The 13,188-nt window shown below is 68.7% G+C and carries 9 protein-coding genes; 2 read left to right on the forward strand and 7 right to left on the reverse strand.

All coding sequences use genetic code 11. The features are described from left to right. Window positions 1-68: 68 nt before the first annotated feature. The 3 genes from AC5P6A_RS01150 to ffh all read right to left on the reverse strand — a co-directional run bounded on the left by AC5P6A_RS01150 (window position 69) and on the right by ffh (window position 3,445). Entirely contained in the window at window positions 69-851 is a 783-nt protein-coding gene (locus AC5P6A_RS01150) for an aminotransferase class IV family protein (RefSeq protein WP_180876069.1), read from the reverse strand. After that, window positions 848-1,924: an NAD(P)H-dependent flavin oxidoreductase gene (locus AC5P6A_RS01155; RefSeq protein ID WP_180876071.1), complete on the reverse strand. Its 1,077-nt coding sequence runs from the start codon at window positions 1,922-1,924 to the stop codon at window positions 848-850. The genes AC5P6A_RS01150 and AC5P6A_RS01155 overlap by 4 nt, the downstream gene beginning before the upstream one ends. Before the next feature lie 144 nt (window positions 1,925-2,068). Beyond that, on the reverse strand, window positions 2,069-3,445 hold the full coding sequence (gene ffh / locus AC5P6A_RS01160; protein WP_010483267.1) for a signal recognition particle protein: 1,377 nt from the start codon (window positions 3,443-3,445) through the stop codon (window positions 2,069-2,071). Window positions 3,446-3,567: 122 nt separating this feature from the next. Here ffh and AC5P6A_RS01165 point away from each other — a divergent pair, with 122 nt between their 5' ends. Beyond that, complete coding sequence (locus AC5P6A_RS01165; RefSeq protein WP_019659268.1) at window positions 3,568-4,362, forward strand: cytochrome C assembly family protein; 795 nt, start codon at window positions 3,568-3,570, stop codon at window positions 4,360-4,362. Between the two features lie 154 nt (window positions 4,363-4,516). Here AC5P6A_RS01165 and AC5P6A_RS01170 read toward each other — a convergent pair whose 3' ends face one another. The 4 genes from AC5P6A_RS01170 to radA form a co-directional block, all read right to left on the reverse strand. After that, the gene (locus AC5P6A_RS01170) at window positions 4,517-4,981 is read right to left on the reverse strand and encodes a YqhG/Tai3 family protein (protein ID WP_180876073.1); all 465 of its coding nucleotides are present in this window, start codon (window positions 4,979-4,981) and stop codon (window positions 4,517-4,519) included. 94 nt (window positions 4,982-5,075) lie between these two features. Further along, the gene (locus AC5P6A_RS01175) at window positions 5,076-7,382 is read right to left on the reverse strand and encodes a tetratricopeptide repeat protein (RefSeq protein ID WP_180876075.1); all 2,307 of its coding nucleotides are present in this window, start codon (window positions 7,380-7,382) and stop codon (window positions 5,076-5,078) included. A 49-nt stretch (window positions 7,383-7,431) separates the two neighbouring features. Further along, window positions 7,432-9,288 carry an ATP-binding protein gene (locus AC5P6A_RS01180; protein WP_019659271.1) on the reverse strand — a complete coding sequence of 619 codons (1,857 nt, stop codon included), beginning with the start codon at window positions 9,286-9,288 and terminating at the stop codon, window positions 7,432-7,434. A gap of 202 nt (window positions 9,289-9,490) precedes the next feature. Next, on the reverse strand, window positions 9,491-10,867 hold the full coding sequence (gene radA, locus AC5P6A_RS01185; RefSeq protein ID WP_019659272.1) for a DNA repair protein RadA: 1,377 nt from the start codon (window positions 10,865-10,867) through the stop codon (window positions 9,491-9,493). Between the two features lie 149 nt (window positions 10,868-11,016). Between radA and AC5P6A_RS01190 the strand changes: the two genes are divergently transcribed. Next, window positions 11,017-13,077, forward strand: a complete 2,061-nt coding sequence (locus tag AC5P6A_RS01190; RefSeq protein ID WP_021202465.1) for a putative bifunctional diguanylate cyclase/phosphodiesterase — start codon at window positions 11,017-11,019, stop codon at window positions 13,075-13,077. Window positions 13,078-13,188: the final 111 nt, after the last annotated feature.

A 13,188-nucleotide genomic window follows, 5' to 3' on the forward strand; every position in this document is an offset into this window, starting at 1 on the left:
GCTACCAGCTGCAACGCTTCAAGGTAGCGTGCGGCCATGCTTGGCGACCGGCAGCCCGCGCGCCTCGTTCAGGAGAGCGGCTGCCAGGCCACCGCCGCCAGCACCGCCCTGCCCTGTTCAGCCAGCGCCTGCGAGCCGGGCAGGACATGTCCGTCGATGGCCTCCAGTGCCCACAGGCCGCTGGCGTTGCAGGCAAAAGCGGCTTTCACGCCAGCCATATCCGCCAGCCGCAATGGCTGCGTGGCCTGCGCCCGCGGCCAATGCCGCTTCAGCAGCGCCTCAGCCGTACCGCGCAGGGCCGGCGCCTGCGGCCAGAGCAGCCGTTCACCATCGTGCACGGCCAGGTTCCAGGTACTGCCTTCACTCACTTCGCCATCGGCGGTCACGAACAGCACGTCGTCGAATCCTTCGGCCATCGCCGCGCGGCGCTCGGCGAACAGGCCGAAGGTGCCCACATGCTTGAGCTGCGGCAGCTCGCGCTGCCAGGTCACGCTGCGCACACGCTTGGAGGCGGTCAGCGTCACCGGCGCTGAAACCGCCACCAGCACGTCCACCGGCACCGCCGCCAGCGGATTGCGGAAATCGAAGCGGCGCGAGTACACCGTCACCCGCAGCGAGGCATCGGCCAGGCCGGCCTGCCGCAGCGCCTGCGCCATCCAGCCCCGCACCTGCGCCGTATCCAGTTTGCTGCCGAACAGTTCGCGCGTGGCCTGCGACAGCCGCGCCAGATGCAGGTCCAAGCCCTGCGCTGCGCTGTCGCGCACTTGCAGCGAAGTGAAGTGGCCGTAGTTCACCAGCGCCGGCAGCAGATCCTCCACCTGCGCCGCCCGGCCGTTGCAGCTCACCATCATGGCAACAGTGCCTGCGCGTGCTCCCACATGCCGCGCAGCACGTCGGCGGCCGGCTGTGCCGGCGCCATCCACGCGGACTGCCCGGCCCAGGCCTGCATCGCGGCCAGGCGGTTTTCCTGCACGGCCTGCTTGCGCATCGGCGCGGTCAGGCCGCGCTGCACCGGGTACGGACGCGGCGCCGGGGCGCCTTCTGCGGCGGCGGCGCGCACGTAGGGTGTCGCCAGACCACGGCCCAGACGACCGCTGAAGGCACGGGTCGGCCAGGTGTCTTCCGGTTCGCTGGCAGCCAGCCCATCGGCCCACGCCGAGGCGATCGCCGCTTCCGGCGTGCGCAGGAACGCGGTGCCGATCTGCACGGCGCTGGCGCCCAAGGTGAGTGCGGCGGCGATACCACGGCCATCGGCGATGCCGCCGGCGGCAATCACCGGAATGTGCAGGTGATCGGCCAGCCGTGGCAGCAGCGCGAACAGGCCGACCAGCTGGCGCTCGGCCATCGCCGGATCGAATGAACCACGATGCCCACCCGCTTCCACGCCCTGCGCCACCACGGCATCGGCGCCGGCGTCCTGGGCAGCGCGTGCTTCAGACAACGTGGTCGCGCACGCGATCCAGGCGATGCCGGCGTCCTTCAGCTGCTGCACGTGGCGCGGCAGCAGCACACCCATGATGGTCGAGGCCACCGCAGGACGCGCCGCCAGCAGCGCGGCGAACTGTTCTTCGAAGTCGGCGGGCGTGGCATCGGCGGCGCTGGCCGGCACGTCCGGGCCCCACTGCGCGAGGAAGGCGCGGCTGGCGGCCTCGGCGGCAACGTCACGGGTCGGCACGGGGTCAGGCACCCACAGGTTCACCTGTGCCGGGCCGGTGGAGGTCGCGCGGAAGTCCTCCATCCAGCGACCGATATCGGCAGATGACGACAGCACCGCGCCCATCGCACCCATGCTGCCGGCATTGGCCAACGCGGCCGACAACGGCACCGGACAGGCGCCGGCCATCGGTGCCAGCAGGATCGGAACGGAAACGTCAAAGCGCCGGCAGAACGCCTCGACGCGGGAAGATACAGCGGAACTCTGCATGACGGCCCATCGTTTCGGACAGGCCCCCATGGTGCGCGCAGGGCGGGGGTAGAGTCGAGCCTGCCCGGCGGCTTGTTGCGTCGCCTGCGCGCCGCCGCCCGAGCACAGGCTCGGGCGCTACATCAGACTGCGACCGGGCCGTCATCAACGGAACGGCATGCCGCGGCCGCCCATGGCGCCCATCATGCCCTTCATGCTGCGCAACATGCCCTTCATGCCGCCGCCAGCCATCTTGCTCATCATCTTTTCCATCTGCATGTACTGCTTCATCAGCTTGTTGACGTCGGCCGGGGTCACGCCCGAGCCCTTGGCGATGCGCGCGCGGCGCGAGCCGTTGAGCAGGTTCGGATTGCGCCGTTCCTTCTTGGTCATCGAGTTGATGATGGCGATCATGCGCGGCACTTCCTTGCCCTGGCTGACCTGCTGCTTCAGATGGTCGGGGATGTTGCCCAGGCCCGGCAGCTTGTCCATCAGGCCGCCGATGCCGCCCATGTTCTGCATCTGCTCGAGCTGGTCACGCATGTCGTTCAGGTCGAACTTCTTGCCCTTGGCGACCTTCTCGGCCAGCTTGGCGGCCTTGTCCTTGTCGACCTGCTGTTCGACCTGCTCGACCAGCGACAGCACATCGCCCATGTCGAGGATGCGGCTGGCGATGCGGTCCGGGTGGAACACGTCCAGGCCTTCCGGCTTTTCGCTGACACCGACGAACTTGATCGGCTTGCCGGTGATGTAGCGCACGCTCAGCGCGGCACCGCCACGGGCGTCGCCGTCGGTCTTGGTCAGCACCACGCCGGTCAGCGGCAGGGCATCGCCGAAGGCCTTGGCGGTGTTGGCCGCGTCCTGGCCGGTCATGGCGTCGACCACGAACAGGGTTTCGGCCGGGTTCACCGCCGCGTGCAGGGCCTTGATCTCGGCCATCATCGCTTCGTCGATGGCCAGGCGGCCGGCGGTATCGACCAGCAGCACGTCCACGAACGACTTGCGCGCATCGTCGATGGCCGCGCGCACGATGGCTTCCGGCTTCTGGTCGGCGCTGGACGGGAAGAACAGCACGCCCACCTGCTCGGCCAGGGTCTTGAGCTGCTCGATCGCGGCCGGGCGGTAGACGTCGGCCGACACCACCATCACCTTCTTCTTGCGCTTTTCCTTCAGGTGCTTGGCCAGCTTGCCCACCGTGGTGGTCTTGCCGGCACCCTGCAGGCCTGCCATCAGGATGATGGCCGGAGCGGGAACGTTGAGGTTCAGGTCGCTGGCTTCGGCGCCCATCACGGCGGTCAGCTCGTCGCGCACGACCTTGATCAGGGCCTGGCCCGGGGTCAGCGACTTCAGCACTTCCTGGCCGACTGCGCGTACCTTGATGCGCTCGATCAGCGCCTGCACCACCGGCAGCGCGACGTCGGCTTCGAGCAGTGCGATGCGCACTTCACGGGTCGCCTCGCGGATGTTCTCCTCGGTCAGGCGGCCACGGCCACGCAGGCGCTCGATGGTGCCGGAAAGGCGCTGGGTCAGGGACTCGAACATGCGGCGCAACCTGTCTGAAAGCGGGGGACAATAAGGCAGACAGTATAACGGGTCCGGCCGTCGCCCCGGACTGCGACCACAGGGCCGTCGCCAGCATCACAGGGGTATGCGAAACTGCAACGATGACAATCGTTCTCATCGCCGTCCTGCTCTACCTGGCTGCCAGTGCCCTGCTGGTGCGCGCGCTCGGCCGCGATGAAACCACCGGCTCGCCCACCTGGCTGTGGCCCGCCCTGCCGGCGATGCTGCTGCATGGCGGTTACCACGTGATGGTGGCGATGCGTACCACCGGCGGGCCGGACATGCACTTCTTCGCCGCGCTGTCGCTGGTCGGCCTGGGCATGGCCTGGCTGACCTCGCTGGTCGGCGCGCGCGGGCGGATGTCGGCGCTGGGCGTGGTGGTGTTCCCACTGGCTGCCGTGCTGCTGCTGGCCTACCACGGCTACGGCCACGAGCCGAGCAAGGTGCTGGGCTGGCGCCTGGCCAGCCACGCCTGGCTGGCCCTGCTGGCCTATGCCACGCTGAGCATCGCCGCCCTGCTGGCGATCATGCTGTGGCTGCAGGAGCGCGCGCTGCGCCGCCGCGAGTTCCGGCCATGGCTACGCGCGCTGCCACCGCTGGCCGACCTGGAGTCGCTGCTGTTCCGGGTGATCACCGTCGGCTTCGCGCTGCTGACCCTGACCCTGGTCACCGGCGTACTGTTCGTCGATGACCTGCTGGCGCAGAAGCTGGTGCACAAGACCGTGCTGAGCGTGCTGTCGTGGATCGTGTTCGGCGTGCTGCTGATCGGCCGCCGCCGCTACGGCTGGCGCGGCATGAAGGCGGTGCACTGGACGCTGGCGGCGATGCTGTTGCTGCTGCTGGCGTTCTTCGGCAGCCAGTTCGTGATCGAGCTGGTGTTCGGGCATACGCGATAGGCCGTGTGCCGACCAACGGTCGGCACCAACCCAGGTACTGCAGGCCACCGGCCGTTCCCACCCACCCCGGTACTGCAGGCCACCGGCCGCCCCCCCCCCCTGGTAGTGCCGGCCGCTGGCCGGCAGCCACGCAATGCGCGGACGCTGCCGCCGGTCAGGGAATCGGCTGCGCCAGGATTTTCCGGACCGAACGACCGCTGTTGGTGAGGATGTCATCAACCTGCCAGCACCCCTGCCCCTGGCGCACCATCGGCAGGCGGGTCAGGTAAGCCTTCTTCCACACCGAGTAGCGCATCTCAACCTGGCCGGCGGTGGCCGACGCCTCTTCCCAGCTGTAGCGCACCGGCGTTTCGATGTCGCCGTCCTGCGCATCCAGCCACGGATCGGAATCGATCGTGCAGATGCCCTCCTCGCGCTGTTGGCAGGCGCGCTCATCACGCAGCGCCTTGCCGAAGGCCACGCTGACCAGCGCGGCCGGCGGCTCCAGCAGATCACCGTTGCCGGTCGTCGCCTCGTAGAAAGCGCGGGCGACAGCCGCAGGCTCCTGGTAGGCGGGTGCGGTCTGTGCGGTAGGGGCCAGCAGCACCCCGGCGATCACGAACATCCCTGTCTTTCGCATGTCCAATCCCTTTGGTCGTGATGGCGATCTCTTGTAGAGCCGAGCCCATGCTCGGCTGCGTTCCAGCATAAGCCGAGCGCAGGCTCGGCTCTACTTACAGCCCGTAACGCTCGATCACGTCCAGGTGCGGCTGGCGGTCCTGGTCACAGGCCTCGGCAAGCCGCAGCCAGCAATGCGGATGCGGCCACGTCGCGGTCTGCTGCTGGAGGAAGCGGTGTAGTGCCAGCGGTGCATGGTCCTGCGGCTGGGCCACCGTGAACAGCAGGCCCGGCAGCGTCCCCTCCTCCACATCGGGGTCGGTGACGGTGTAGTCCGGTCGACTGTGTGACCACACCTTCCAGCCCTGTGCTTCGGCCGCCTCGACGAAGGCGTTCCAGGCCTCTTCGCCCGGGTGCGCGCCATCGATCATCCAGCTGCGGGCGAAGCCGCCGCGCTCCAGCACATGCACCTGCGAGTAGGTCGGGATGAAATGCTCGCGAGCTTCCTCCTCCTCGGGTGCCGGATGCACCAGCGCGGCATCGAACACCACCCAGTCGCCCACCTGCTGGGCGCGGTTGGACGGCGCGTTCTCGACGATGCGCGCGGTCACCGGACCGCTGCGACGGGCGTAGTACTCCATCGGCTCGCCGTTTTCTTCGCTGCGGATGATCACCCAGCCCCACGGCTCTTCGACTACGCCCTGCTGGCTGGACAATTCCATGCCAAGCGCCGCCGCCGAGCGGCGCACGGCGTCCCAGTCGCGCGCCGCGCTGGCTGCGCTCATGTGGTCCCAATGCGCGGCATTGGGCTCCTCCAGCAGCTCCACCAGCTGTGCATAACAGGCCTGGGCGTCGCTGAAACGGCCGGTTTCCATGTACATACGCGCCAGCGTGCCGCGCGCGCCGTGCGAGCCCGGAGACAGCTCCAGAAGCGATCGGGCCGCCTGCTCCAGCGCCGGCCAGTCGGACACGCGGCGTGCACGCTGCACCTCGCACCAGTGCGCGAACACCGGCACGCTGCCGCGATAGAGATCGGCCAGCTGGCGCAGTCCGTCGTCATCGCCCTGTTCGGCCAGCCAGCGCATCAGCGTGTAGGCCGCGGGGCCATCGTGCTGCGCATGGCCGCGCACGAACCGCCACAGCAGCGACCGCGCCTCGGCCTGCGCGCCGCAGGCATTCAGTGCCGAGGCGGCCATGTCGGCCAGCGCCTCGTCATCGGGCAGCTCGGCATGCGCCTGCAGCAACCACTGCGCTTCGCGCTCGGGATCGCGCGACTGGTTCTGTTCGCCCTGCGCGTCCAGCCATGCCAGCAGCTCGCCGGCCGGCACCGGCAGCGGCGCGACGTCCGGCAATGCCTCGATGCGCGCGGCCAGGCCGGCCACCAGGGCCGCGGCACCACGGTCCTGGCGCAGCTGCGCCAGATGGGTGCGGGCCAGTTCCAGCTGCCGCAGTGCGACCCAGCGCGCGCCACGCTGCAGCGCCAGCTCCAGGCTCAGCGCCGCCACTTCGATCAGCAGGCGATGCGAACCAACCCGGGCGAAGTGCTCGATGATCGTGTTGAAGCGCGTGCCCAGGTCCCAGCTGTTGCGCGCCGGATCCCGCTGACAGAGCGCTGCCGCGGTGTTTGCCCACAGCCGCCAGTAGTTCGGGGTCAGTTCGCTCCACGGCACCAGCTGCTGCAGCGCCTCTTCGTCGCGGCCCAGCTGGGCCAGCGCCCAGGCCTTGGACAGGCGGCGCGGCACCGTGCAGTTGGCCGGCTCGTACTCTCCGGACGCAGCAACTTCGGCCTCCCGCTTTTCGATCAGCGCCAGTGCCTCATCGGCACGGCCCATGCCCAGCAGGATCTTGATCTGCATCTCCGGGAAGCTGTCGAACACTTCCTTGCCACAGGCCTCCACGGCATCGGCCTGCACCTGCAGGTAATCCAGTGCCGCCTGGCCACGGCCATCATCAAGCAGCGCATCGGCCTTCTCGCAGCTCAGGCACTGGAAACAGGCCCAGCTCGGGTCGATGCGACCCAGTGTTTCATCGCAGACCTCGATGCGCTCGGGCACCCAGCCCGGGCCATCGATGTTGCCGTAGCAGGCGGCCAGGTCCTGGGTCACGCAGATCGACTGCGGGCATTCCAGCGTGTCCTCGCGGTGCGCGCGTTCAAACAGCGCTACGGCTTCGCCGAGTGCGCTTTCGCCTTCCACGCGGTTGCCGACGCGGTTGCGCAGCGCCCAGTGGCCGACATAGACGTCAACCCACGGGTTGTCCAACGCCTTGCCCAATGCGCGCGCTTCGGGCAGCAGCGCATCGACGCGGTCGATCTGCAGTTCACTGACCTCGTCGGCGAGACGGTTCAGCAGGTGCGCGTTCTGCGCCTGGCCGGCCTGGCGCAGGTCACCCTGCAGCTTTTCGACCCAGTTCCAGATGTCCATGGGGGTAATTGCTCCTGTCTAGCGAAGGCTGGATGAGAAGGTGCGGTGCTCAGCGCAGCATCTGCTGCAGGGCACCGGCGATATCGGTAAAGGCGCCGTTGAGATCCGGGCCGGGCGTAGCGTTCGCGCGTGCCAGCGGGCGGCCCTGCGCGGCGACGATGACTTTCAGCGAGCGCAGCAGGCGGGCTGCGGCCTCGGCCTGCGGATGGCCCTCGCGCTGGGCGCGCAACAGCGCCTGCACCGCCGGGTTGTCGAGGTTGAGGTACAGCCGCGATGGTGCGCGTGATTCGATGCGCGCGGTGAACTGGCGCGCCAGGCGCAGCGCCGCCATCGATACGCGCTTGTCGTTCTCGTCGTCTTCCAGGCGCTGCTTCAGCTCGGCCTCGCGGTCGGGCACCACCACCACCGGCAGCGCCTCCGGGCTGAAGCGTGCCGGCAGCAACTGTTCGCCGTCACCCAGTTGTTCGCGCAGCCAGGCCAGCTGCGCCTCGTCGAGGCTGTCATCACTGCGGAACAGCGCACGGTTGCCCTGCTCGGTACCCAGCTCGACCAGGCGCAGGCCCTTGGCCTGTGCCCAGCGTCGCAGGAACGGCACCACCGCGTAGCGATGGCCATGCGCGACCGGTACGCCCATCGCGCGGAACAGCATCTCTTCAAAGCCACCGCCGTTGTCGAGGATGACATGCACGGCACCGCGCGCCGGCAACGCGCTGGCCGGCAGGTCGCCCTGCGAGGTCGGCACCCGCACATGCTCCATCAGCAGTTCGAACAGGCGCTCATCGCACAGTGCCGCACCCAGCAGGGCCTCGTTGTGGCGGGTCAGCACGCGCCGCCAGGCTTCCGGCTGCTGTTTCGCGACGTCGGCCAGGCCGTCGATCAGCGCCTCCAGCAGTGCATGCTGCACCGCGCGGTACTGGTCATCGCGCTGCAGGTCTTCGCGGCTGGCGGTGGGCGTCAACCGCGAGGATTCGATCACCCCGCCGATGAAACCGGCCCACGGCGGCAGCAGGTCGCGCGCGTCGTCATCCAGCAGCATGCCGCGCACGAACACCGACAGGTTGCGGTTGTCGCTGGTGCCATAGGTGGCGCCGTCCTGCACCCACAGCAGGCCGGTGGCATCGCTGTTGCCATCGGCACGCAACGGCACGGTGACGATCGGCTCGAAATCATGCTCGAACCGCGCGGCGAACTGCAGCGCCTGGCGGCGGGCCTGCACCGGATGCACGGCAACATCCCCCTGATCGCGCCACGGTGGCGGCTCGGGATTGATCGCCTCGGTCGCAGCGCCAATGAAGATCGGCTCGGACAGCAGCGCGCAGTAGCGGCCCAGCACCTCGTGCAGGCGCGCCTCGTTGGCCAGCGGCAGGAAATCAGGATGCAGCTCCAGCTCCACCTCGGTGCCGACCGCACGTGCCGGCACTTCGCTTACCGTGTACTGCTCGGCATTGCTGGACACGTACAGATGGCCCAGGTCCGGGGTCTGGTACGAGGTGGTGCGCACGCTGACCCGGCGCGCCAGCACGAAGGCCGACAGGAACCCGAGGCCGAACATGCCGATCAGGCCCTCATCGTCCTCGCCGCCCTGGCGCAGGCCACGGGTATAGCCGACGCCGACGGTGGCCAGGTAATCGTGGATCTCCTGGCGGGTCAGGCCGGCACCGGTATCGGAGATGCGCAGCACGCCGGCACCGGCATCGACCTGCACCGAGATGCGCGACGGCACTGCGACGCCGGGCTGTTCGATGCGGCGGCGGATGATCGAGTCGTGCGCGTTCTGCACCAGTTCGCGCAGCGCCACCACCGGGGTGGAATACAGGTGCTTGCCCAGCACCGTCATCAGTCCATTGAGATCGACCCCGGCGCGACGGATCTCGGCGTTGGGGGTGGTGAGCGCGGTGTCCTGCATGTAATCGTTTACTCCTGGGCACGGAAAGACGCCAGAGGGCGTCTTCGTCGAGCGGGAAAAACTAGCACAGTGAAGCTGACCGTTACTGCATTGGACACTTGTAGAGCCGAGCCCATGCTCGGCTGCTGTTCGACCACCAGTCGAGCATGGCTCGACTCCACAGAAAGCAGCCGAGCGTGGGCTCGGCTCTACAGGGCTGGCATCACGCCGCGTCGATGGCCTCGGACAGGCGTTCTACCGCGATCACCTCCATGCCTTTCACCGAACCGCCCTTGGGCGCATTGGCCTTGGGCACGATGGCGCGCTTGAAGCCATGGGTGGCGGCCTCGCGCAGGCGGTCTTCGCCATTGGGCACCGGGCGGATCTCGCCGGACAGGCCCACCTCGCCGAAGGCGATGGTCTTCTCCGCCAGCGGCCGATCCTGCAGCGACGACAGCACCGCCAGCAGCACCGGCAGGTCGGCGGCGGTCTCCTGCACGCGGATGCCGCCGACCACGTTGACGAACACGTCCTGGTCGCCGACCAGCACGCCGCCGTGCCGATGCAGCACCGCCAGCAGCATCGCCAGGCGGTTCTGCTCCAGGCCGACCGCGACACGGCGCGGGTTCGACAGCGGCGATGCATCGACCAGCGCCTGCACCTCCACCAGCAGGGGCCTCGTGCCCTCGCGGGTGACCATCACGCAGCTGCCCGGCTGATGGGTGCTGCCGCCGGACAGGAAGATGGCCGATGGATTGGAGACTTCCTTCAGGCCCTTGTCCCCCATCGCGAACACGCCCAGTTCGTTCACCGCACCAAACCGGTTCTTGAAGGCGCGCAACAGGCGGAAGCGGCTGCCGCTCTCGCCTTCGAAGTACAGCACCGCATCAACCATGTGTTCCAGCACGCGCGGGCCGGCGATGCCGCCCTCCTTGGTGACGTGGCCGACCAGGAACACCGCAGTGCCGGTTTCCTTGGCAAAGCGCACCAGCCGTGCCGCGCTCTCGCGCACCTGGCTTACGGAGCCGGGCGCCGCGGTCAGCGTTTCGGTCCACAGGGTCTGCACCGAGTCGGCCACGATCAGCCGCGGGCCGGCCTTGGCCGCGTGCTGCAGGATCGACTCGACGCCGGTCTCGGCCAGCGCATTGACGCCGTCCAGCGGGAGCTCCAGGCGATGCGCGCGGCCGGCGACCTGCGCCAGCGACTCTTCACCGGTGACGTAGAGCACCGGCAGTTCGGCCGCCATCTTCGCCACCGCCTGCAGCAGTAGCGTCGACTTGCCGATGCCCGGGTCGCCGCCCACCAGCACCACCGCGCCTTCGACCAGGCCGCCGCCCAGCACGCGGTCGAACTCGCCGATGCCGGTGGAGACCCGGCGATGCTCGGTCTGCTCCACGTCTTTCAGCGCGGTGATCTTCGGCGGGTCGATCTTCCCGGCCCAGCCGGCCCGCCGCGAGGCCGGCGCCTTGGCCGCCGCCGCGCTCTCCAGCACGATCTCCGACAACGAGTTCCAGGCGTTGCACTCGGTGCACTGCCCCTGCCACTTGCTGAATTCGGCGCCGCATTCATTGCAGACGTAGGCGGTGCGGGCTTTTGCCATCGGATGATTTCCAGCAATGGGAACAGGCGTGGCAGGATAGCCGAGCCGGGTCGCAGGTGCTGCGACCGCTCAAGTCCCGTCCACCCGCGCCGATAGCTGTCGCGGGCGTGCGCCTTGCGGGCGCCCCTCCCTCTCCCTCTGGATTCAACATGACTGGCAGTTACAGTCAGAGCCTGGTCGCCATCTCGCTGCTGGTGGCCATTCTTGCTTCGTACACGGCGCTGGACATGGCCGGCCGCCTGGCCACGGCCGAGGGGCGCGTGGCACGCTGGTGGCTGGCGGGTGGCGCGGCGGCCATGGGCCTGGGGATCTGGTCGATGCATTTCATCGGCATGCTGGCCTTCGACCTGCCGATTCCAGTCGGCTACGACCTGGGCATCACCCTGTACTCGCTGGCCGTCTCGATCGGCGCTTCGGCCTATGCGCTGTGGCTGGTGTCGCGCCCCAGCCTGCCGTGGCGGCGGCTGCTGGCCGGTGCGGTACTGATGGGCCTGGGCATTGCCACCATGCACTACCTGGGCATGGCCGCGCTGCGCATGCAGCCGGGCATCGACTATCACCCCGGCTGGTTCGCCGCCTCCATTGCGGTGGCCATCGGTGCCGCAGGTGCGGCGTTGTGGATCGCCTTCCGGCTGCGCGCCGAGCAGCGCAACACCCTGCTGCTGCGCGCGCTCGCATCGCTGGTGATGGGCCTGGCCATCGTCGGCATGCATTACACCGGCATGGCGGCGGCGCGCTTCCCCGAAGGCAGCATCTGTGGCGCCGTCGGCAGCGGCGGCATCGACACGCGCTGGCTGGCGGTGCTGGTGATCGTCACCACCGTGGCCACGCTGGGCATCGCCCTGGTGGCCTCGCTGTTCGACCGGCAGATGCGCGTGCGCACCGGGCTGCTGGCCGATTCGCTGGCGCACGCCAACGACAAGCTGATCCAGGCGGCACTGCACGACCCGTTGACCCAGCTGCCCAACCGCATGCTGCTGCAGGACCGCATCGAGCAGGCCATCGAGAAGGCGCGGCGCCGCAATCATGCGGTGGCGGTGATGTTCTGCGACCTGGATGGTTTCAAGGCGGTCAATGATGCCTATGGCCACCAGCTTGGCGACCGCCTGCTGGTGGCGGTGGCGCAGCGCATCGGCGGCCTGCTGCGCCCGCAGGACACGTTCGCCCGCCTCGGCGGCGACGAGTTCGTGATCGTGCTGGCCATCGACATTCCCGACGATGCGGTGGTGGTGGCCGAGCGCATCATTGCCGCCGCCGGTGAGCCGTTCACGCTGGATGCGGCCGAACTGCAGGTCAGCGCCAGCCTGGGCATCGCCCTGTACCCGGACGACGCCAGCAATGAGCGCGAACTGATGGCGCACGCCGATGCGGCGATGTACCACACCAAGGAAACCGGGCGGAACGGCTATACCTTCTTCACTCCCTCGATGCAGCTCAGTGCCAATCGCCAGCTGCGCCTGCTGCAGGACCTGCGCAAGGCCATCGCCCGCAACGAACTGATCCTGCATTACCAGCCCAAATTCCCGGCCGCGGGCGCACCGGCCACCGGCGCCGAAGCGCTGCTGCGCTGGCAGCACCCGGAGCTGGGGCTGCTGGCGCCGGATGTGTTCATTCCGATCGCCGAACGCAGCGGACTGATCCTCCCCATCGGCGACTGGGTGCTGGACCGCGCCTGTGCACAGCTGCGCGCCTGGCATGACGCCGGCCACGCAGACTGGTCGATGGCGGTGAACCTGTCGCCGTTGCAGTTCGCCTCGCCGGCGCTTCTGGACAGCGTGCGCGAAGTACTGCAGCGGCATCGGATCGAACCGGCCCGGCTGACCCTGGAGATCACCGAGACCACCGCGATGAAGGACGTCGATGCCAGCCTGGCCATCCTCAACGACCTGACCACGATGGGCGTGCACATCGCCATCGACGACTTCGGCACCGGCTATTCCAGCCTGCTGTACCTCAAGCGCATGCCGGCCACCGAACTGAAGATCGACCGCGCGTTCGTTCGTGATCTGGAATGCAACGACGAAGATGCCGCCATCGTGTCGTCGATCATTGCGCTGGGCCGCACCCTGCAGTTGCAGGTGGTGGCCGAAGGCGTGGAAACGCAGGCGCAGCGCGAGTACCTGAGCGAGCTGGGCTGCGACCAGCTGCAGGGCTACCACCTGGGCCGGCCGATGGAGGCAGAGGAATTCCTGCGCCGGGTGGCAGGGTAAAGCCGGCCGCTGGCCGGCGTCCCGCGATTGCCGGCCAGCGGCCGGCACTACCGGACAACGGAAAACCAGAAAGGCCGCCCGAGGGCGGCCTTTCTGCGTGGCAACGTCGCG

The sequence above is a fragment of the Stenotrophomonas sp. YJH_SMC_20 genome (assembly GCF_059367845.1).

Excerpts from the sequence above, each read along its gene's own strand:
- AC5P6A_RS01175 (WP_180876075.1), bottom strand. The coding sequence starts at position 7,382 with ATGGACATCTGGAACTGGGTCGAAAAGCTGCAGGGTGACCTGCGCCAG.
- AC5P6A_RS01180 (WP_019659271.1), bottom strand. The coding sequence starts at position 9,288 with ATGCAGGACACCGCGCTCACCACCCCCAACGCCGAGATCCGTCGCGCC.
- AC5P6A_RS01165 (WP_019659268.1), top strand. The coding sequence starts at position 3,568 with ATGACAATCGTTCTCATCGCCGTCCTGCTCTACCTGGCTGCCAGTGCC.
- AC5P6A_RS01155 (WP_180876071.1), bottom strand. The coding sequence starts at position 1,924 with ATGCAGAGTTCCGCTGTATCTTCCCGCGTCGAGGCGTTCTGCCGGCGC.
- ffh (WP_010483267.1), bottom strand. The coding sequence starts at position 3,445 with ATGTTCGAGTCCCTGACCCAGCGCCTTTCCGGCACCATCGAGCGCCTG.
- AC5P6A_RS01190 (WP_021202465.1), top strand. The coding sequence starts at position 11,017 with ATGACTGGCAGTTACAGTCAGAGCCTGGTCGCCATCTCGCTGCTGGTG.
- AC5P6A_RS01170 (WP_180876073.1), bottom strand. The coding sequence starts at position 4,981 with ATGCGAAAGACAGGGATGTTCGTGATCGCCGGGGTGCTGCTGGCCCCT.
- AC5P6A_RS01150 (WP_180876069.1), bottom strand. The coding sequence starts at position 851 with ATGATGGTGAGCTGCAACGGCCGGGCGGCGCAGGTGGAGGATCTGCTG.
- radA (WP_019659272.1), bottom strand. The coding sequence starts at position 10,867 with ATGGCAAAAGCCCGCACCGCCTACGTCTGCAATGAATGCGGCGCCGAA.